The 19,205-nt window shown below is 40.5% G+C and carries 19 protein-coding genes; 8 read left to right on the top strand and 11 right to left on the bottom strand.

Going from position 1 to position 19,205, the window contains the following annotated elements:
- Position 1: 1 nt before the first annotated feature.
- The 6 genes from HT669_RS09130 to HT669_RS09105 all read right to left on the bottom strand — a co-directional run bounded on the left by HT669_RS09130 (position 2) and on the right by HT669_RS09105 (position 6,508).
- Positions 2-244, bottom strand: coding sequence for a DUF6290 family protein (locus HT669_RS09130; RefSeq protein WP_000208079.1), 243 nt, complete (start codon positions 242-244; stop codon positions 2-4).
- 90 nt (positions 245-334) lie between these two features.
- Positions 335-1,144 carry an MBL fold metallo-hydrolase gene (locus HT669_RS09125; protein ID WP_055356800.1) on the bottom strand — a complete coding sequence of 270 codons (810 nt, stop codon included), beginning with the start codon at positions 1,142-1,144 and terminating at the stop codon, positions 335-337.
- Position 1,145: 1 nt separating this feature from the next.
- Positions 1,146-2,495 carry a cell wall metabolism sensor histidine kinase VicK gene (vicK, locus tag HT669_RS09120; RefSeq protein WP_000886221.1) on the bottom strand — a complete coding sequence of 450 codons (1,350 nt, stop codon included), beginning with the start codon at positions 2,493-2,495 and terminating at the stop codon, positions 1,146-1,148.
- A complete protein-coding gene (gene yycF, locus HT669_RS09115; protein WP_000722069.1) occupies positions 2,488-3,192 on the bottom strand; it encodes a response regulator YycF in 705 nt (234 codons plus the stop codon). Before yycF ends, vicK begins: the two co-directional genes overlap by 8 nt.
- 55 nt (positions 3,193-3,247) lie before the next feature.
- Positions 3,248-4,423, bottom strand: a complete 1,176-nt coding sequence (mutY, locus tag HT669_RS09110) for an A/G-specific adenine glycosylase (protein WP_172922725.1) — start codon at positions 4,421-4,423, stop codon at positions 3,248-3,250.
- Between the two features lie 414 nt (positions 4,424-4,837).
- On the bottom strand, positions 4,838-6,508 hold the full coding sequence (locus tag HT669_RS09105; protein ID WP_172933686.1) for a formate--tetrahydrofolate ligase: 1,671 nt from the start codon (positions 6,506-6,508) through the stop codon (positions 4,838-4,840).
- Between the two features lie 229 nt (positions 6,509-6,737).
- Here HT669_RS09105 and coaB point away from each other — a divergent pair, with 229 nt between their 5' ends.
- The 5 genes from coaB to HT669_RS09080 all read left to right on the top strand — a co-directional run bounded on the left by coaB (position 6,738) and on the right by HT669_RS09080 (position 9,767).
- Complete coding sequence (gene coaB / locus HT669_RS09100; protein ID WP_050975885.1) at positions 6,738-7,427, top strand: phosphopantothenate--cysteine ligase; 690 nt, start codon at positions 6,738-6,740, stop codon at positions 7,425-7,427.
- Positions 7,428-7,438: 11 nt separating this feature from the next.
- Complete coding sequence (coaC, locus tag HT669_RS09095; protein WP_050975884.1) at positions 7,439-7,990, top strand: phosphopantothenoylcysteine decarboxylase; 552 nt, start codon at positions 7,439-7,441, stop codon at positions 7,988-7,990.
- Positions 7,974-8,537: an ECF transporter S component gene (locus HT669_RS09090; RefSeq protein WP_000747412.1), complete on the top strand. Its 564-nt coding sequence runs from the start codon at positions 7,974-7,976 to the stop codon at positions 8,535-8,537. Before coaC ends, HT669_RS09090 begins: the two co-directional genes overlap by 17 nt.
- 175 nt (positions 8,538-8,712) lie before the next feature.
- A complete protein-coding gene (locus HT669_RS09085) occupies positions 8,713-9,240 on the top strand; it encodes an ECF transporter S component (protein WP_101514433.1) in 528 nt (175 codons plus the stop codon).
- An 11-nt stretch (positions 9,241-9,251) separates the two neighbouring features.
- Entirely contained in the window at positions 9,252-9,767 is a 516-nt protein-coding gene (locus HT669_RS09080; protein WP_000159183.1) for a transcription repressor NadR, read from the top strand.
- Here the strand turns inward: HT669_RS09080 and HT669_RS09075 are convergent.
- The 5 genes from HT669_RS09075 to HT669_RS09055 all read right to left on the bottom strand — a co-directional run bounded on the left by HT669_RS09075 (position 9,764) and on the right by HT669_RS09055 (position 14,349).
- A complete protein-coding gene (locus HT669_RS09075) occupies positions 9,764-10,231 on the bottom strand; it encodes an 8-oxo-dGTP diphosphatase (RefSeq protein WP_101514434.1) in 468 nt (155 codons plus the stop codon). The genes HT669_RS09080 and HT669_RS09075 overlap by 4 nt on opposite strands.
- 72 nt (positions 10,232-10,303) lie before the next feature.
- On the bottom strand, positions 10,304-10,792 hold the full coding sequence (locus HT669_RS09070; protein WP_101514435.1) for a GNAT family N-acetyltransferase: 489 nt from the start codon (positions 10,790-10,792) through the stop codon (positions 10,304-10,306).
- Complete coding sequence (locus HT669_RS09065; RefSeq protein ID WP_000639828.1) at positions 10,758-11,321, bottom strand: GNAT family protein; 564 nt, start codon at positions 11,319-11,321, stop codon at positions 10,758-10,760. The genes HT669_RS09070 and HT669_RS09065 overlap by 35 nt, the downstream gene beginning before the upstream one ends.
- Positions 11,322-11,330: 9 nt before the next feature.
- Complete coding sequence (gene uvrB / locus HT669_RS09060) at positions 11,331-13,319, bottom strand: excinuclease ABC subunit UvrB (RefSeq protein ID WP_101514436.1); 1,989 nt, start codon at positions 13,317-13,319, stop codon at positions 11,331-11,333.
- 76 nt (positions 13,320-13,395) lie between these two features.
- Entirely contained in the window at positions 13,396-14,349 is a 954-nt protein-coding gene (locus HT669_RS09055; protein WP_101514437.1) for a CPBP family intramembrane glutamic endopeptidase, read from the bottom strand.
- Positions 14,350-14,523: 174 nt separating this feature from the next.
- Here HT669_RS09055 and HT669_RS09050 point away from each other — a divergent pair, with 174 nt between their 5' ends.
- The 3 genes from HT669_RS09050 to zwf all read left to right on the top strand — a co-directional run bounded on the left by HT669_RS09050 (position 14,524) and on the right by zwf (position 19,070).
- Positions 14,524-16,689, top strand: coding sequence for an ABC transporter permease subunit (locus HT669_RS09050; protein ID WP_000726253.1), 2,166 nt, complete (start codon positions 14,524-14,526; stop codon positions 16,687-16,689).
- On the top strand, positions 16,689-17,429 hold the full coding sequence (locus HT669_RS09045) for an amino acid ABC transporter ATP-binding protein (RefSeq protein WP_001096330.1): 741 nt from the start codon (positions 16,689-16,691) through the stop codon (positions 17,427-17,429). Before HT669_RS09050 ends, HT669_RS09045 begins: the two co-directional genes overlap by 1 nt.
- 150 nt (positions 17,430-17,579) lie before the next feature.
- Positions 17,580-19,070 carry a glucose-6-phosphate dehydrogenase gene (gene zwf / locus HT669_RS09040; RefSeq protein ID WP_000096154.1) on the top strand — a complete coding sequence of 497 codons (1,491 nt, stop codon included), beginning with the start codon at positions 17,580-17,582 and terminating at the stop codon, positions 19,068-19,070.
- Positions 19,071-19,205: the final 135 nt, after the last annotated feature.

Below are 19,205 nucleotides of genomic sequence, written 5' to 3'. Positions count from 1 at the left end.
ATTATTCATCCTCCAAGCCTAAATCATGCATCATTTCTTCCCAAGTAATGGGTTCAACTCCTTTTTCCAAGTCTTCTAAATACTCTTGATAGGCTAAATCTGCCACACGAGCATCGTATTCGTCTTCTAGAGCTTCAAGAGTTTTGGTGCGGATCAGTTCCGACAGGGAAACTCCTTCAAACTTAGCCATTGCTTTCATAAATGTTTTATCAGCTTCAGAAACTTTTAATGTAATAGTAGTCATCTTTTGCACTCCCTTTTTTAATGGTAACACCATTGTATTACTTTTTAGGTGTTCAGTCAATATAAAAAGAACACCTTCTCAGCGTTCTTTCTATATGTCCGTCAATGGTGTTGCGGTATCTGGTGAGGTATCATAAACCTTAAAGTCTACTCCGACTCCCAGATCAGCTTGAGCCAGCTGATTGACCATGGTCATATGAGCCAGTTCCTTGATATTGTTTTCCTTAGATAAATGCCCAAGGTAAATCTTCTTAGTACGATTTCCTAGCGTCCGAATCATAGCTTCAGCACCGTCCTCGTTAGAAAGGTGACCAAGGTCAGATAGGATTCGTTGTTTGAGGCGCCAAGCGTAAGAACCTGATCGCAAAATCTCTACATCATGGTTGGCCTCGATAAGATAACCATCCGCATTTTCGACAATGCCCGCCATACGGTCACTGACATAACCTGTATCTGTCAAGAGGACAAAACTCTTATCATCCTTCATAAAGCGATAGAACTGCGGTGCGACTGCATCATGGCTTACACCAAAACTCTCGATGTCGATATCTCCAAAGGTTTTGGTTTTACCCATTTCAAAAATATGCTTTTGCGAAGAATCCACCTTGCCAAGATATTTACTATTTTCCATAGCTTGCCAGGTCTTTTCATTGGCATAAAGATCCATACCATACTTGCGAGCCAAAACGCCTACTCCATGGATATGATCTGAATGCTCATGGGTAATCAAGATGGCATCCAGGTCTTCTGGCTTACGGTTAATTTCAGCTAGCAGACTGGTAATTTTCTTGCCAGACAAGCCTGCATCTACTAAAAGCTTCTTTTTTGAGGTTTCCAGATAAAAAGAATTTCCACTGGAACCCGACGCTAAAATACTGTATTTAAAGCCTATTTCACTCATTCTAGTCTTCTACTTCGTCCTCCCATACTTCTTCTTTCACTGCATCCTTATCATAAGGGAGCACAATGGTAAAGGTTGAACCCTTGCCGTATTCACTCTTGGCCCAAATAAAGCCCTTATGTTGTTTGATAATTTCTTTAGCGATAGACAGTCCTAGACCTGTACCACCTTGTGCACGACTTCTAGCACGATCCACACGATAGAAACGGTCAAAGATACGTGGTAAATCTTGCTTAGGAATCCCTAAACCCTGGTCAGAAATGGATAAAATCATCTGGTCTTCAGTTGTCTTCATTCTGACAGTGATTTTACCCCCATCTGGCGAATACTTAATAGCATTATTTAAAATATTGTCGACAACCTGTGTCATCTTATCTGTATCAATTTCCATCCAGATAGAATTGATGGGATAATCTCTCACCAACTCATATTTTTTTTCCTTTTCCTGTCCTTTCATCTTGTCAAAACGATTGAGGATAAAGGTAATAAAAGCAGTGAAGTTAATCAGTTCCACATCTAGATGACTGGTAGCATTATCAATCCGTGAAAGATGAAGGAGGTCCGTCACCATGCGCATCATACGGTTGGTTTCATCAAGAGAAACCTTGATAAAGTCTGGTGCTACAGTTTCACACAAAGCTCCCTCATCCAAGGCTTCAAGATAGGATTTCACGCTGGTTAAAGGAGTCCGTAACTCATGGCTAACATTGGAAACAAAGAGTCTCCGTTCGCGTTCTTCCTTCTCCTGCTCCGTCGTATCATGCAAAACAGCCACCAAACCTGAAATAAAGCCAGACTCTCGACGTATCAAGGCAAAGCGAACTCGAAGGTTCAAATATTCGCCATTGATATCTTGGGAATCTAGCAACAATTCTGGACTTTGGGTAATCAAATCACGCAATTCATAGTCTTCTTCTATCTTGAGTACTTCCAAAATGCTTCTATTCAGAACATCTTCCTGAACCAGCCCCAGTTGCTTCTTGGCTGTATCGTTAATCATGATAATCTGCCCCCGACGATTGGTCGCAAGAACCCCATCTGTCATATAAAACAGAATACTATTTAGCCTCTTACTTTCTTGTTCTAGATTTTCCTGAGTGAGACGAATAACCTCCGACAAGTCATTCAAATTATTGGTAATATTGGTGATTTCAGACCCACCTTGCATATCAAGAACCTTGGAATAATCTCCTGCAATCAAATCTTTAACCTTTTGATTGACTTGCTTCAATCGAATATTATCACGTCTATTCTCCAGTAATAGGAGGGTCACAACAAGGATGAAACCTAACAAAATCAGGATAAAGATAAAATCTCTGGTAAAAATGGTTTGTTTCAGTAAATCAAGCATTATTTCTCATGTAATACCCTACACCACGGCGCGTCAAGATATACTCTGGTCGGCTGGGCGTATCTTCAATCTTCTCACGCAGACGTCGGACAGTCACATCAACCGTACGGACATCACCAAAATAGTCATAACCCCAGACAGTCTCAAGCAAGTGTTCGCGCGTAATGACTTGACCTGCATGCGATGCCAAATGATACAAAAGCTCAAATTCACGATGGGTTAAGTCTAGTTCTTCGCCATATTTTTTAGCCACGTAGGCGTCTGGAACAATTTCTAAATCCCCAATTTGGATAGGTTGAGGTTTACTTTCTGCTTCCTGCCCATCTACTGGCATAGGTTGAGAACGACGCAGAAGAGCTTTAACACGCGCCTGCAACTCACGATTTGAGAAGGGTTTGGTTACATAGTCATCCGCCCCAAGCTCCAAACCGATAACCTTATCAAATTCGCTGTCTTTAGCCGACAGCATGATAATAGGTACACTACTTGTCTTACGAATGGTCTTAGCAACTTCTAAACCATCAATTTCCGGAAGCATCAAATCCAAAATAATAATATCTGGCTGCTCTGCTTCAAATTGCTCTAGCGCTTCACGACCGTTAAAAGCAGTTACAACTTCGTAACCTTCCTTGGTCATATTAAACTTGATAATATCCGAGATTGGTTTCTCATCATCTACAATTAGTATTTTTTTCATATGTTCACCTTTTTCTCTACTATTATACCAAAAAAATAACAAGAAGACACGATAGCTAGTCTTTGTTACTGTCTAAGTTGGCTTTTGCATAAGCCTGCCAGATTTTTTGTTGGGGTTTGGCAAGTGGGTAATTCTTAAATTCTTCTGGTGAAAGCCAGCGAACTTCCCTATCTGAAAAATCATGGAAGTCAGTCACCTGACCGGCTACAATTTGAACATGCCACTTGCGATGGCTAAAGACATGCTTGACAGTCTCAAAATAAACATCAAGCCAAGCAACATCTAGGTCATAGTCCTGCTGGAAACTCTCCTCTGGACTGGGGCCAAAATTCACACTTTCTTCTGCAACCTGATGAAAGAGGTCAAACTGCTCTTCTTGCGAAAAGTTATCAACTTCTATCAATGGGAAATGCCAAAAACCTGCCAATAGCTTTTCACTTTCATTTTTTTCAAGTAAAAATTGTCCCTGAGTATTTTTGACCACCAAGGCTTTTAGATAAATGGGAACTGGCTTTTTCTTGGGAGCCTTGATTGGATAACGGTCCATGGTTCCATTCTGATATGCCGCACTAAAGTCCTTGACTGGGCTTTCTTCAGGTCTGGGATTTACAGGAGACTCAATATCAGACCCCAAGTCCATCAAAGCTTGATTAAAATCACCCGGACGATCCGGATCAATCAAGATTTCCATCATTGCCTGAAAAATTTTGCGATTACTTGGAATCCCAATATCATGGTTGACTTCAAACAGACGCGCCAAGACCCGCATGACATTACCATCTACAGCTGGCTCAGGCAAGTTAAAAGCGATACTGGAAATAGCTCCTGCTGTGTAAGGGCCAATCCCTTTCAAACTGGAAATTCCTTCATAGGTATTTGGAAATTGGCCACCAAAATCAGTCATAATCTGCTGGGCTGCAGCCTGCATATTGCGTACTCGAGAATAATATCCCAGTCCCTCCCAAGCCTTCAACAAACGCTCTTCAGGCGCATTCGCCAAACTTTCGACAGTTGGAAACCAGTCCAGGAATCTTTCGTAGTAAGGGATAACTGTATCCACCCTGGTCTGCTGGAGCATAATTTCAGAAACCCAGATATGATAAGGATTTTTACTTCTACGCCACGGTAAATCTCTTTTGTTTTCATCATACCAACTGAGAAGTTTCTGACGAAAAGAAACAATCTTCTCCTCCGGCCACATGACAATACCGTATTCTTTCAAATCTAACATATCTCTAGTATAACACAGAAGGTTTTAACTGTCCTTTTCCTAGTATTAATACTCTTCGAAAATCTCTTCAAACCACGTCAACGTCGCCTTGCCGTATATATGTGACTGACTTCGTCAGTCTTATCTGCAACCTCAAAACAGTGTTTTGAGCAATCTGCGGCTAGTTTCCTAGTTTGCTCTTTGATTTTTATTGAGTATAAAAAGCCTCTTCCCAAGGGAAAGAGGACTAAATTTTATTGATGAACTGCTTGCAGCAAATAAGAAATAGGTAGGGCAAAAATATTTAAACTCAAAAAACGCATAATATCCGGTGTTGAAAAACCTTGATATTATGCGCTCTATTATGGGAAAATTTACTTCATTTTCTCCTGAAATTGAGTTTTTACCCAGTCTCTCAAAGTCAATTTCAATCCACTAGAACAAGCCTAGGACAATTCCGTCACTTTCAACATCCATATTAAGAGCTGCTGGTCGTTTTGGAAGTCCAGGCATGGTCATGACATCACCAGTTAGGGCAACGATGAAGCCTGCACCTAATTTTGGTACCAATTCACGAATGGTAATTTCAAAGTTTTCAGGTGCTCCAAGGGCATTTGGATTGTCTGAGAAGCTATACTGGGTCTTAGCCATACAGATTGGTAATTTGTCCCATCCGTTTTGAACGATTTGAGCGATTTGTATTTGAGCTTTCTTCTCAAAGTTCACTTTGCTACCACGGTAGATTTCAGTAACAATCTTTTCAATCTTTTCTTGGACAGAAAGGTCATTATCATACAAACGTTTATAGTTAGATGGGTTTTCAGCGATAGTCTTGACAACCGTTTCAGCAAGTGCTACTCCACCTTCTGCACCATCAGCCCAGACACTTGCTAGTTCAACTGGCACATCAATAGAAGCACAAAGTTCTTTCAAGGCTGCGATTTCAGCTTCTGTATCAGATACAAATTCGTTGATAGCTACGACTGCTGGAATACCGAACTTACGGATGTTCTCAACATGGCGTTTCAAGTTGGCAAAACCTGCTCTAACTGCCTCTACATTTTCTTCAGTCAGAGCGTCTTTAGCCACACCACCATTCATCTTAAGGGCACGAAGAGTTGCTACAATAACTACTGCATCTGGAGAAGTTGGCAAGTTTGGTGTCTTGATATCAAGGAATTTCTCAGCACCAAGGTCTGCACCAAAACCAGCTTCAGTAACTGTGTAATCAGCCAAGTGAAGGGCTGTGCTTGTTGCCAAGACAGAGTTACATCCGTGAGCGATATTGGCAAATGGACCACCGTGTACAAAGGCAGGTGTACCGTAAATTGTCTGAACCAGGTTCGGTTTAATCGCATCCTTCAAAATCAAAGCCAAGGCACCTTCAAACTGCAAATCACCTACAGAAACAGGTGTTCGGTCATAGCGATAACCGATAACAATATTAGCCAAACGGCGTTTCAAGTCCTCGATGTCCGTTGCTAAGCAAAGAATTGCCATGATTTCGGAAGCAACGGTAATGTCAAAGCCATCCTCACGTGGAATACCGTTTAGAGGGCCACCAAGGCCAACAGTCACATGGCGGAGCGCACGGTCGTTCAAGTCCACAACACGTTTCCAAAGGATACGACGTTGGTCAATTCCTAGCTCATTTCCTTGGTGCAAGTGGTTGTCAATCAAAGCAGAAAGAGCGTTGTTGGCAGTTGTAATGGCATGCATATCTCCAGTAAAATGAAGGTTGATGTCTTCCATTGGCAAAACTTGAGCATAACCACCACCAGCGGCACCACCCTTAATCCCCATTACTGGACCAAGAGATGGTTCGCGAATAGCAATCATGGTTTTCTTGCCAATCTTGTTCAAGGCATCCGCAAGACCAATGGTAATAGTTGATTTTCCTTCACCTGCAGGTGTTGGATTGATGGCAGTAACCAAAATCAATTTCCCAACTGGATTGCTCTCAACTGCACGAATTTTATCAAAGCTAAGCTTAGCCTTGTACTTTCCATACAACTCCAAATCATCGTAAGAAATACCAAGTTTCTCTACAACATCAACGATTGGCTTCAACTCAATACTCTGTGCGATTTCAATATCTGTTTTCATTCAAAACTCCTCTAACCTCTTATATGATAATTCATTATATCACAAAACAAGATTTTTAACATCCTCAAACTCTCTAAACGTTCGTAAATATCCATTTTTTTAAGATTTTTAGAGCCCTTTCTTAAATTTTATATGGCTTTATAGTTTGAAACTATAGTAAATATTCGTTTCTACCAAAAATTTATCACTTTCATTTTACTTACCGTTTATTTTTGTGTACAATAGTGCTATGAAAATTTTAGTTACATCGGGCGGTACCAGCGAAGCTATCGATAGCGTCCGCTCTATCACTAACCATTCTACAGGTCGCTTGGGCAAAATCATCACAGAGACTTTGCTTGCTTCAGGACATGAAGTTTGTTTAATGACGACAAAACGAGCTTTGAAGCCAAAAGCCCATCCCAACCTAAGCATTCAAGAAATTAACAATACAAACGACCTTCTCCTTGAAATGCAAGAACGTATTCAGGATTATCAGGTCTTGATTCACTCAATGGCCGTATCTGACTACACTCCTGTTTATATGACAGGGCTTGAGGAAGTTCAGGCTAGCTCCAATCTAGAAGAATTTTTAAACAAGCAGAATCATCAGGCCAAGATTTCTTCAACTGATGAGGTTCAGGTTTTGTTCCTTAAAAAGACACCCAAAATCATATCCCTAGTCAAGGAATGGAATCCTACTATTCATCTGATTGGTTTCAAACTGCTGGTTGATGTTACCGAAGATCATCTGGTTGACATTGCACGAAAAAGTCTTATCAAGAATCAAGCAGATTTAATCATCGCGAATGACCTGACTCAAATTTCAGCAGATCAGCACCGAGCTATCTTTGTCGAGAAAGATTATCTTCAAATGGTTAACACTAAAGAAGAAATTGCAGAACTCCTCCTTGAAAAAATTCAAGACTATCATTCATAGAAAGGAAAGCTATGGCAAACATTCTCTTGGCTGTAACGGGCTCAATCGCCTCTTACAAGTCGGCAGATTTAGTTAGTTCGCTTAAAAAACAAGGCCATCAAGTCACTGTTCTAATGACCCAGGCTGCTACAGAGTTTATCCAACCTTTGACTCTACAGGTCTTATCACAGAATCCTGTCCACCTGGATGTCATGAAGGAACCCTATCCTGAACAGGTTAATCATATCGAACTTGGAAAAGAAACTGATCTATTCATCGTGGCCCCTGCAACTGCTAACACTATCGCAAAACTAGCCCTTGGCTTTGCGGACAACATGGTTACCAGTACAGCTTTAGCCTTGCCCAGTCATATTCCTAAACTAATAGCTCCTGCTATGAATACAAAAATGTATGACCATCCAGCAACTCAGGCTAATCTAAAAACATTAGAAACCTACGGCTATCAGCTGATTGCTCCTAAGGAATCCCTACTAGCTTGTGGAGACCACGGACGAGGAGCTTTAGCCGACCTCACAATTATTTTAGAAAGAATAAAGGAAACTCTCGATGAAAAAACGCTCTAATATTGCACCCATTGCTATCTTTTTTGCAACCATGCTCGTGATACACTTTCTGAGCTCGCTTATCTTTAACCTTTTTCCATTCCCAATCAAACCGACTATCGTTCATATTCCTGTCATTATTGCCAGCATTATTTACGGTCCACGAGTTGGGGTTACACTTGGATTTTTAATGGGACTACTTAGCTTGACAGTTAATACGATTACAATTCTACCAACAAGCTACCTCTTCTCACCTTTTGTACCAAACGGAAACATCTACTCAGCTATCATAGCTATCGTCCCACGTATTTTGATTGGTTTAACTCCGTATCTAGTCTATAAACTAATGAAAAACAAGACTGGTCTGATTTTAGCTGGTGCCCTGGGTTCACTTACCAACACAGTCTTTGTACTTGGTGGAATTTTCTACCTTTTTGGAAATGTCTTTGATGGTAATATCCAAAAACTCCTAGCAACTGTTATCTCAACAAATTCAATCGCCGAATTAGTTATTTCTGCAGTTCTAACCCTAGCTATTGTTCCAAGACTACAAACCTTAAAGAAATAAACACAATCTCCACTTTCAAACTTGAAGGTGGAGATTTTGCTCTATACAGTTTCTTTTCAGTGAAATCTTTACTAACTTTTAACTAAAAAATGATCTATAAACCCAAGTAAATCCTTGCTTTATTGTCTATTTTATTGTACTATACTAGTGTATATACAATAAAAAGGAGATTCTTATGAATACACGGAAAAAGACACAATTTATGACAATGACTGCCCTTTTAACGGCTATTGCAATTTTGATTCCAATTGTTATGCCTTTCAAGATTGTCATTCCACCTGCTTCTTACACTCTGGGGAGCCATATCGCTATTTTTATTGCCATGTTCTTGTCGCCCTTGATGGCAGTTTTTGTCATCCTAGCCTCTAGTTTTGGATTTTTGATGGCTGGCTATCCTATGGTTATCGTATTTAGAGCTTTTTCCCATATCTTTTTTGGGACTTTGGGAGCTCTTTACCTACAAAAATTCCCCGATACCCTAGATAAACCAAAAGCTTCCTGGATTTTCAACTTTGTTTTGGCTGTTGTTCATGCCCTTGCTGAAGTATTAGCCTGTGTCCTTTTTTACGCAACTTCTGGTACCAATGTAGAAAATATGTTTTATGTTCTATTTGTGCTAGTTGGCTTTGGCACAATTATCCATAGTATGGTAGACTATACATTAGCACTGGCTGTCTATAAAGTGCTTCGAAAACGCCATTAAAAGGAAGAACTATGACAAAAGATCGCAAACAAGCCCTGCTCCAACTCTTGAAAGAAGCTCCTAAAGCCCTTAATGGCCAAAGTTTGGCGGAACATTTTCATGTCACACGTCAGGTCATTGTGCAGGACATTGCAATTTTGAGAGCCGATGGCGCTCCTATCCTATCCACCAATCGTGGCTACATCTATAAGCAAATTGAAACCAATCCTTATGTTCACAAACTTTTCAAAGTGAAACATGAAGTTGAAGAAATCGGTCAAGAACTCCTTGCTATCGTTGATAATGGTGGGCGTGTTCAAAATACCTTGATTGACCATCCCGTCTATGGAGAAATTGAAACCTTGCTGAAACTGTCTTGTCGTAGAGATGTGCAACATTTTCTAGAACAAGTCGAGCATTCTGACTTTAGACCCCTATCTGAATTGACAGATGGTATCCATTACCACCTAGTCGAAGCCGAAACACAACAAGACCTCCACTATATCGAGGAGGCCTTGGATCAGCTCGGTTATTTGGTAAAGGATTAGAAAATTTTCTTTTCCCAATCGTCTTCTGTACGGCGAGGGTAGAAAAACTCTGACTTGTCAGGATCTTCCATCATCTCCATCAAGGGTAGCATATCATAGGCCAGATCTAAGTTTGGAATCTGGTCTTTTTGCACCCAAGAAACTTCGCCCTCTTCTGAGGATTGAAGGGTACCAGAGAACTCAGTCGCCTTATAACAAATGACAATGTAGCGCCCACCTGTATCCAGTGGCCAATTTTTAATACCGACAAGTTGAGGATTTTGGATAGTCAATCCTGTTTCTTCATAGATTTCACGAATGACTGACTCTGCAAAAGACTCGCCATTTTCTACATGACCTCCTGGAAAGGCATAACCAGACCAGCGATTGTTTTCAGGAGCGCGGTACTGCATCACCACGCGCTGGTTTTCTAGGTCTTCAATCAGACAAATATTTGTTAAAATCGTTAATTGGGAACGGGACATAAATTTACTCACTTTCTAATTTATTAAATTTTTAGACTTGGTACCAGTGCCATTAGCTTCTACTTTTTAAAATTATTTAGAATAGAGTACCATCCGTTTTTCCTTTATAGGCTTTCCAAGTTCAAGTATTTTTTCTTGTCCATCAAAAGTAAAACCCATTTTTTGATAGAAAGCAATGGCTCGCTTGTTATCTTTCAATACCCATAAGAAAATTTCAGAAAAATGATTCAGAGCAGTCAAAGCTGTTTTCATTAACTTTTGTGCTATGCCTTTTCCGTAATAGTCTTTTAAAACATATAAAGCAGTAATTTCACCAGCTTGAATAGTCTCATCACGAAAGTTACCATAACTGATAAAACCAACTACCTTCAGATCACCTATCGCAATCAATGTATTTTCTGGATACTTTTGACTAAAGAATCGACATCTTTCTAATGTCATTGTCTCCTGAAATTCTGCAGGCAAAAGGTCATCATAAGCCTCTCTCCACGTTTGCCAGTGAACGAGGGATTTACCTTCTATCTCTTCAGGAGTTTCCATTGATTTGATAATAACCGTCATTTATTTTCTCCCAGTCTTCTCTCAAAATACCATATTTAATACTATCAAAATATTTACCTTGATAATAACGAACTTTTGGAATATGAGCTTCTTTTTTCATTCTTAATTTTTCAGCAAGTTTCATCATACCAAGATTTCCTGACCAAGTTGTCAAACCCAGATGCTCCAACTCCAAGTAATCCTGAAACGTCCTATCTATCCACTGCAACATAGCAACTTTCCCAATACCAGTGTTCCAGAATTTTTTATCATAAATACCAATTCCCAATTCCATCCATCTTGTTTCTTTACATACCCAATAACGCGAAACAGTCCCAACTAGTTTATCATCAACAAAAATACCAAGGCGATTTGAGTGGCTTAAAATGGATTCTGATTTTTGTAGTTCGAATTCTTTAAAATTTGAAAAATACTGATAATCATCATAATAGGGAGCATCATACTGTTTCCAAACTGGATTAAGCTGTGAATAAGCCATTTCCCATAAAGACATCAAATCTTCTTTCTTTAACTTTCTTAAATAAATCATACTATTCCCCTAATCCAAGGCCTTGACTTCCAGCATCATATCACGAATCTGAGCTGCTAGTTCAAAGTCAAGCACTTCAACTGCTTCTTGCATTTGTTTCTCAAGCTTTTTGACTAGTTCTTTGCACTCTTGTTTGTTGAGGCTATTGATGTCGACTTCCTTGTCCTCTTCCTTAGCAACTGCCTTGGTCACAGCAATCAGGTCACGGATTTCTTTCTTGATTGTCTGAGGCACAATACCGTGTTCTTCATTATAAGCCATCTGGATTTTGCGACGACGGGCAGTTTCATCGATAGCACGTTGCATAGACTGGGTAACCGTGTCCGCATACATGATGACATGCCCTTCACTGTTACGGGCAGCACGACCAATGGTCTGGATGAGTCCACGTTCGTTACGAAGGAAACCTTCCTTGTCAGCATCGAGAATAGCTACGAGACTCACTTCAGGAACATCAATCCCTTCACGTAGGAGGTTGATTCCAACCAAGACGTCAAAGACACCCAAGCGCAGGTCACGGATGATCTCCGTCCGTTCCAAAGTCTTGATATCCGAGTGCATGTACTTGACCTTGATGCCCATTTCCTTGAAGTAGTCAGTCAAGTCTTCTGCCATTTTCTTAGTCAAAGTTGTGATAAAGGTTCGTTCGTTCTTTTCAACACGGGCATTGATTTCACCCAAAAGGTCATCAATCTGTCCCATAGTCGGACGGACTTCCACCTCAGGATCCAAGAGTCCCGTTGGACGAATGATTTGCTCAATTACTGTCTCGGTCTGTTCATTTTCATAGTCGCCCGGTGTCGCTGAAACGTAAACAATCTGATGGACATGGCTTTCAAACTCTTCACGACGGAGAGGACGATTATCCAGAGCAGACGGCAAACGAAAACCATAATTTACTAGCATTTCTTTACGCGAACGGTCTCCATTGTACATGCCCTTGATTTGTCCCATGGTCATGTGGCTCTCATCAATCATGATCAAGAAATCATCTGGGAAGAAATCGAGAAGGGTATAAGGAGGCTCACCCTCACTCCGTCCATCCATGTGACGTGAATAGTTCTCAACCCCGTTGGTATAGCCCATCTCACGCAACATTTCGATATCATACTCTGTCCGCTGTTTCAAACGTTGGGCTTCAAGTAGTTTGCCTTCCTTTTCAAAGACAGCTAGTTGCTCTTCTAATTCGCCCTGAATTTTAGCAATGGCAACTTCCATGTGGTCGTCATTGGTCACAAAGTGTGTCGCTGGAAAAATCGCCAAATGATCCACTTCTCCTAAGACCTGTCCTGTCAGAGCCTCAACCTCACGAATACGGTCAATTTCGTCTCCAAAAAATTCTACTCGAAAAGCGTGCTCATCACGAGAGGCTGGGAAAATCTCTACCACATCCCCACGCACACGAAATCTTCCCCGTTGGAAATCAATATCGTTTCGCTCAAACTGGATGTCAACTAAGTCATTCAAGAGTTTATCACGAGAAATCTCTAGACCAGGACGGAGACTAACGACACTGTCAGCGTATTCCTTGGGCGAACCCAGACCATAGATACAAGAGACCGAGGCCACGACAATAACATCATTACGCTCCAAAAGGGCTGAAGTCGCTGAGTGGCGGAGCTTGTCAATCTCGTCATTGACAGAACTATCCTTCTCAATGTAGGTATCACTAGAAGGGACATAGGCCTCAGGTTGGTAATAATCATAGTAAGACACAAAGTACTCAACTGCATTTTCAGGGAAAAATTCCTTAAACTCCCCATAGAGCTGGCCTGCTAGAGTTTTATTGTGGGCAATAACCAGAGTTGGTTTATTGACTTTGGAAATGACCTGACTCATGGTATAGGTCTTCCCTGTTCCGGTCGCCCCCATCAGAATCTGAGCTTTTTCTCCACCCTCAATGTTATCAACCAACTGTTCGATAGCTTGTGGTTGATCTCCTGATGGTTGATATTTTGATACTAGTTTAAATTGATTATCTGTAATGCGGTTAATCATAAGAATCCTCTCTCCATGTGCTATTCCTATTTTAGCATACTTGTAGCATTTTCACGAAGAAAAGGACGGACCGAAGTCACATCCTTTCATTTTCTTTCTTTAATTGATAAGCGAGATAAAGAATCAGCAGAAACAAAATAATACTGGACACGATGGAACCCTCAATACCAAAAGACCCACCAGATAGCCAGTCTTGATTGCCTTGTGGAGTAAATTTCATGATTGAGGTTCCTGAAGACTGACCACTAACTAATACTCCAAAGAGGTTTCCCTGTGCGAAATTCCAGGCTCCATGAATACCACCTATACCCCATATAGTATCTGTTTTAAGAAGATATAGGGACATGGCAACTCCGAATAAAAAGAGATTCACTAAAGATAGAGGGGTGAGACCAGAATTTCCCACATGAAGCAGGGTAAAAAATATGCTAGATATGACAACAGCAAGTTTTAGATTGGTTCTTGAGGCCAATTGAGGAAGGAGCCAAGCACGGGCCACCACTTCTTCTGCTGTCCCCTGTAAAATCCAAAATGGGATAGTAAAGACAACAAAGGTAAGCGAATAAGGATTCAAATGAATAGACTCAAAACGATATTGCCCCAAGGCTACTAAACCTAACAAAGTAAGAAGAAAAAGTGCCAAACCTAGACCAAATCCTTTAAGGAGATTGCTGAGGAAATTCTCTCTATAAAATCCCAAAGTTCGAATAGGTCTTTTCTCAACTTTTCTAGTCCATCTAAACACAGTATTGAGAATGAAACCAAAGGCCAGTAAATCTAAAATTAAATGAAAGTCACCTGTTTTATCCGTCAAGCTCTGATGCAAGGTCTGCAAATAGGTTGCAAGATTTTGACCAACCTCTCCAAAATTTCTAGCAAGTCCGATGAGAGCTAACAAACTAATACCATACAGAGTATAAGCCACAAACTCTCCTATGAAGACAAAAGCAAAGGCTAACAAGGGGCTTGTGTAAATGTTTAAACTCATTTTTGAAGCTTGGAAGTCTTTAAATATTCTTTTGTTCTTCATATCCCTATCCTCTTTTCTTCTATATATACTATTATTATAGCACTTTTTAATAGCAATTCAAGAAAGAAAGAAAAGAAAAAACAATGTTACATTTTCTGACACAGGAATATAAAAATTTGCCTTTTTTTACTTTTTCTGATATAATGGGAAAATATTCGGAAAAGGAGACTAAAAATGAAGAAAAAATTTCTAGCATTTTTGCTAATTTTATTCCCAATTTTCTCATTAGGTATTGCAAAAGCTGAGACGATTAAGATTGTGTCTGATACTGCCTATGCGCCTTTTGAGTTTAAAGATTCAGATCAAACTTATAAAGGAATTGATGTTGACATTATTAACAAAGTCGCTGAGATTAAAGGATGGAACATTCAGATGTCCTATCCTGGATTTGACGCAGCGGTCAATGCGGTTCAAGCTGGTCAAGCTGACGCTATCATGGCAGGGATGACAAAGACAAAAGAACGTGAAAAAGTTTTCACCATGTCTGATACTTACTATGATACAAAAGTTGTCATTGCAACTACTAAGTCACACAAGATTAGTAAATATGACCAATTAAAAGGAAAAACTGTTGGTGTTAAAAACGGAACAGCCGCTCAACGTTTCCTTGAAAGTATCAAGGATAAATACGGTTTTACTATTAAAACATTTGACACTGGTGATTTGATGAACAACAGCTTGACTGCTGGTGCCATCGATGCCATGATGGATGACAAACCTGTTATCGAGTATGCCATTAACCAAGGTCAAGACCTTCATATTGAAATGGATGGGGAAGCTGTAGGAAGTTTTGCTTTCGGTGTTAAAAAAGGAAGCAAATACGAACACCTGGTTACTGAATTTAACCAAGCCTTAGCTGAAATGAAAAAAGATGGTAGTCTTGATAAAATCATCAAGAAATGGACTGCTTCATCATCTTCAGCAGTGCCAACTACAACTACTCTTGCAGGCTTCAAAGCCATTCCTGTTAAAGCTAAATACATCATTGCCAGCGATTCTTCTTTTGCACCTTTTGTTTTCCAAAATTCAAGCAACCAATACACTGGTATTGATATGGAATTGATTAAGGCAATCGCTAAAGATCAAGGTTTTGAAATTGAAATCACCAACCCTGGTTTTGATGCCGCTATCAGTGCTGTTCAAGCTGGACAAGCTGATGGTATCATTGCTGGTATGTCTGTCACAGATGCTCGTAAGGCAACTTTTGACTTCTCAGAATCATACTACACTGCCAATACCATTCTTGGTGTCAAAGAATCAAGCAATATTGCTTCTTATGAAGATCTAAAAGGAAAGACAGTTGGTGTTAAAAACGGAACTGCTTCTCAAACCTTCCTAACAGAAAATCAAAGCAAATACGGCTACAAAATCAAAACCTTCGCTGATGGTTCGTCAATGTATGACAGTTTAAACACTGGTGCCATTGATGCCGTTATGGATGATGAGCCTGTTCTCAAATATTCTATCAGCCAAGGGCAAAAATTGAAAACACCAATCGCTGGAACTCCAATCGGTGAAACAGCCTTTGCTGTTAAAAAAGGAGCAAATCCAGAATTGATTGAGATGTTCAACAACGGACTTGCAAACCTTAAAGCAAACGGAGAATTCCAAAAGATTCTTGATAAATACCTAGCTAGCGAATCTTCAACTGCTTCAACAAGCACTGTTGATGAGACAACTATCTGGGGCTTGCTTCAAAACAACTACAAACAACTCCTTAGCGGGCTTGGTATCACTCTTGCTCTAGCTCTTATCTCATTTGCTATTGCCATTGTTATCGGGATTATCTTTGGTATGTTTAGTGTCAGCCCATACAAATCTCTTCGTGTGATCTCTGAGATTTTCGTTGACGTTATCCGTGGTATTCCTTTGATGATTCTTGCAGCCTTCATCTTCTGGGGAATTCCAAACTTCATCGAGTCTATCACAGGTCTACAAAGTCCAATTAACGACTTTGTAGCTGGTACCATTGCCCTCTCACTCAATGCAGCCGCCTATATCGCTGAGATCGTTCGTGGTGGTATTCAGGCCGTTCCGGTTGGTCAAATGGAAGCCAGCCGAAGCTTGGGGATCTCTTATGGAAAAACCATGCGTAAGATTATCTTGCCACAAGCAACTAAATTGATGTTGCCAAACTTTGTTAACCAATTCGTTATCGCTCTTAAAGATACAACTATCGTATCTGCTATCGGTTTGGTTGAACTCTTCCAAACTGGTAAGATTATCATTGCCCGTAACTACCAAAGTTTCAAGATGTATGCAATCCTTGCTATCTTCTATCTTGTAATTATCACGCTTTTGACTAAACTAGCGAAACGCTTAGAAAAGAGGATTCGTTAATGGCAAAATTAAAAATTGATGTAAATGATTTACACAAAAGCTACGGAAAAAATGAAGTTTTAAAAGGAATTACGACCAAGTTCTATGAAGGAGATGTTGTTTGTATCATCGGTCCTTCGGGTTCTGGTAAGTCAACTTTCCTTCGTAGCCTAAATCTTTTGGAAGAAGTTACTAGCGGTCACATCACTGTGAACGGTTATGACTTAACTGAAAAAACAACCAACGTTGACCACGTCCGTGAAAATATCGGAATGGTGTTCCAACACTTCAATCTCTTCCCACACATGTCTGTTTTGGACAACATCACCTTTGCTCCTATTGAGCACAAGTTGATGACCAAGGAAGAAGCTGAAAAATTGGGAATGGAGTTGCTTGAAAAGGTTGGTCTAGCAGATAAGGCTAAGGCCTGTCCAGATAGCCTATCAGGTGGTCAAAAACAACGTGTGGCCATCGCTCGTGGTCTAGCAATGAATCCAGACATCATGCTCTTTGATGAACCAACTTCTGCCCTTGACCCTGAAATGGTCGGAGACGTACTAAACGTTATGAAGGAATTGGCTGAGCAAGGTATGACCATGATTATCGTAACCCATGAGATGGGATTCGCTCGTCAGGTTGCCAACCGAGTTATCTTTACTGCGGACGGTGAATTCCTAGAAGACGGAACACCTGATCAAATCTTTGATACCCCACAACACCCACGTCTGAAAGATTTCTTGGACAAGGTCTTAAACGTCTAAACGCAAACTGTAAGGATTTCCTTGCAGTTTTTTTCTACCTCGTATTGGATTTTTTGATTTTTCGGAAAATTATGTTAGAATTAAGTTTATGAAATGAGGTTTCCTCATACCTAGCAAGACTAGGAATAAAAATAGAAATTAGGTAGCTAGATGTCATCTAAGGTTATTGTTACAATTTTCGGTGCGAGTGGAGACCTGGCTAAACGCAAGCTCTACCCTTCCCTATTTAGACTATATAAATCCGGCAATCTTTCCAAACATTTTGCCGTCATTGGAACTGCCCGTCGTCCTTGGAGCAAGGAATATTTTGAATCTGTTGTAGTCGAATCGATCCTTGATTTGGCAGATAGTACCGAACAGGCTCAAGAGTTCGCTAGCCACTTCTACTATCAAAGTCATGATGTCAATGATACGGAGCACTACATTGCTTTGCGTCAATTGCAGACTGAGCTAAATGACAAGTACCAAGCTGAACACAACAAGCTCTTCTTCTTGTCTATGGCGCCTCAGTTCTTTGGAACTATTGCCAAACACCTCAAGTCTGAAAACATTGTTGACGGTAAAGGTTTTGAACGTTTAATCGTTGAAAAACCATTTGGTACAGATTACGCAAGCGCAAGCAAGTTGAATGACGAGCTCCTAGCAACATTTGACGAAGAACAAATTTTCCGTATCGACCATTATCTTGGGAAGGAAATGATTCAAAGTATCTTTGCAGTTCGCTTTGCAAACTTGATTTTTGAAAACGTTTGGAACAAGGACTTTATCGATAATGTTCAAATTACCTTTGCGGAGCGCTTGGGTGTAGAAGAACGTGGTGGCTACTATGACCAATCTGGTGCCCTCCGTGACATGGTACAAAACCATACACTACAACTTCTTTCTCTCCTTGCTATGGACAAGCCAGCCAGCTTCACAAAAGACGAGATTCGTGCCGAAAAGATTAAGGTCTTTAAAAACCTCTATCATCCAACGGATGAAGAGCTTAAAGAACACTTTATCCGTGGTCAATACCGTTCAGGTAAGATTGATGGCATGAAATATATCTCTTATCGTAGCGAGCCAAATGTGAATCCAGAATCCACAACTGAAACCTTTGCATCTGGTGCTTTCTTTGTAGACAGCGATCGATTCCGTGGTGTTCCTTTCTTTTTCCGTACAGGTAAACGACTAACTGAAAAAGGAACTCATGTCAACATCGTCTTTAAACAAATGGACTCTATCTTTGGAGAACCACTTGCTCCAAACATTTTGACCATCTATATCCAACCAACAGAAGGCTTCTCTCTCAGTCTAAATGGGAAGCAAGTAGGAGAAGAATTCAACTTGGCTCCTAACTCACTTGATTACCGTACAGATGCAACAGCAACTGGTGCTTCTCCAGAACCATACGAGAAATTGATTTATGATGTCCTAAATAACAACTCAACTAACTTTAGCCACTGGGATGAAGTTGGTGCGTCATGGAAATTGATTGACCGTATCGAAGAGCTCTGGGCTGAAAATGGTGCCCCACTTCATGACTATAAAGCTGGAAGCATGGGACCTCAAGCCAGCTTTGACTTACTTGAAAAATTTGGTGCTAAATGGACTTGGCAACCAGATATCGCCTATCGTCAAGATGGTCGTTTAGAATCATAACCACCCGTCAAACGGGTGGTTTGTCCCAGGGCTATAAGCCCAAATTACCAGCCAGCGCCTAAAGACGCTGGCTTTCACTTTGTTCAAGCCTCATTGCTCTTGACTCGTCACTTGCCTCGTAAGCGCGTCATAACA

The organism is Streptococcus sp. 2100 (assembly GCF_013276335.1).
Taxonomy (GTDB): Bacteria; Bacillota; Bacilli; order Lactobacillales; family Streptococcaceae; genus Streptococcus; species Streptococcus pseudopneumoniae.
Note: the sequence above shows the minus strand (reverse complement) of the source record. Positions and strands in the feature narration are given on the sequence as shown.

Excerpts from the sequence above, each read along its gene's own strand:
- HT669_RS09130 (WP_000208079.1), bottom strand. The coding sequence starts at position 244 with ATGACTACTATTACATTAAAAGTTTCTGAAGCTGATAAAACATTTATG.
- HT669_RS09125 (WP_055356800.1), bottom strand. The coding sequence starts at position 1,144 with ATGAGTGAAATAGGCTTTAAATACAGTATTTTAGCGTCGGGTTCCAGT.
- vicK (WP_000886221.1), bottom strand. The coding sequence starts at position 2,495 with ATGCTTGATTTACTGAAACAAACCATTTTTACCAGAGATTTTATCTTT.
- yycF (WP_000722069.1), bottom strand. The coding sequence starts at position 3,192 with ATGAAAAAAATACTAATTGTAGATGATGAGAAACCAATCTCGGATATT.
- mutY (WP_172922725.1), bottom strand. The coding sequence starts at position 4,423 with ATGTTAGATTTGAAAGAATACGGTATTGTCATGTGGCCGGAGGAGAAG.
- HT669_RS09105 (WP_172933686.1), bottom strand. The coding sequence starts at position 6,508 with ATGAAAACAGATATTGAAATCGCACAGAGTATTGAGTTGAAGCCAATC.
- coaB (WP_050975885.1), top strand. The coding sequence starts at position 6,738 with ATGAAAATTTTAGTTACATCGGGCGGTACCAGCGAAGCTATCGATAGC.
- coaC (WP_050975884.1), top strand. The coding sequence starts at position 7,439 with ATGGCAAACATTCTCTTGGCTGTAACGGGCTCAATCGCCTCTTACAAG.
- HT669_RS09090 (WP_000747412.1), top strand. The coding sequence starts at position 7,974 with ATGAAAAAACGCTCTAATATTGCACCCATTGCTATCTTTTTTGCAACC.
- HT669_RS09085 (WP_101514433.1), top strand. The coding sequence starts at position 8,713 with ATGAATACACGGAAAAAGACACAATTTATGACAATGACTGCCCTTTTA.
- HT669_RS09080 (WP_000159183.1), top strand. The coding sequence starts at position 9,252 with ATGACAAAAGATCGCAAACAAGCCCTGCTCCAACTCTTGAAAGAAGCT.
- HT669_RS09075 (WP_101514434.1), bottom strand. The coding sequence starts at position 10,231 with ATGTCCCGTTCCCAATTAACGATTTTAACAAATATTTGTCTGATTGAA.
- HT669_RS09070 (WP_101514435.1), bottom strand. The coding sequence starts at position 10,792 with ATGACGGTTATTATCAAATCAATGGAAACTCCTGAAGAGATAGAAGGT.
- HT669_RS09065 (WP_000639828.1), bottom strand. The coding sequence starts at position 11,321 with ATGATTTATTTAAGAAAGTTAAAGAAAGAAGATTTGATGTCTTTATGG.
- uvrB (WP_101514436.1), bottom strand. The coding sequence starts at position 13,319 with ATGATTAACCGCATTACAGATAATCAATTTAAACTAGTATCAAAATAT.
- HT669_RS09055 (WP_101514437.1), bottom strand. The coding sequence starts at position 14,349 with ATGAAGAACAAAAGAATATTTAAAGACTTCCAAGCTTCAAAAATGAGT.
- HT669_RS09050 (WP_000726253.1), top strand. The coding sequence starts at position 14,524 with ATGAAGAAAAAATTTCTAGCATTTTTGCTAATTTTATTCCCAATTTTC.
- HT669_RS09045 (WP_001096330.1), top strand. The coding sequence starts at position 16,689 with ATGGCAAAATTAAAAATTGATGTAAATGATTTACACAAAAGCTACGGA.
- zwf (WP_000096154.1), top strand. The coding sequence starts at position 17,580 with ATGTCATCTAAGGTTATTGTTACAATTTTCGGTGCGAGTGGAGACCTG.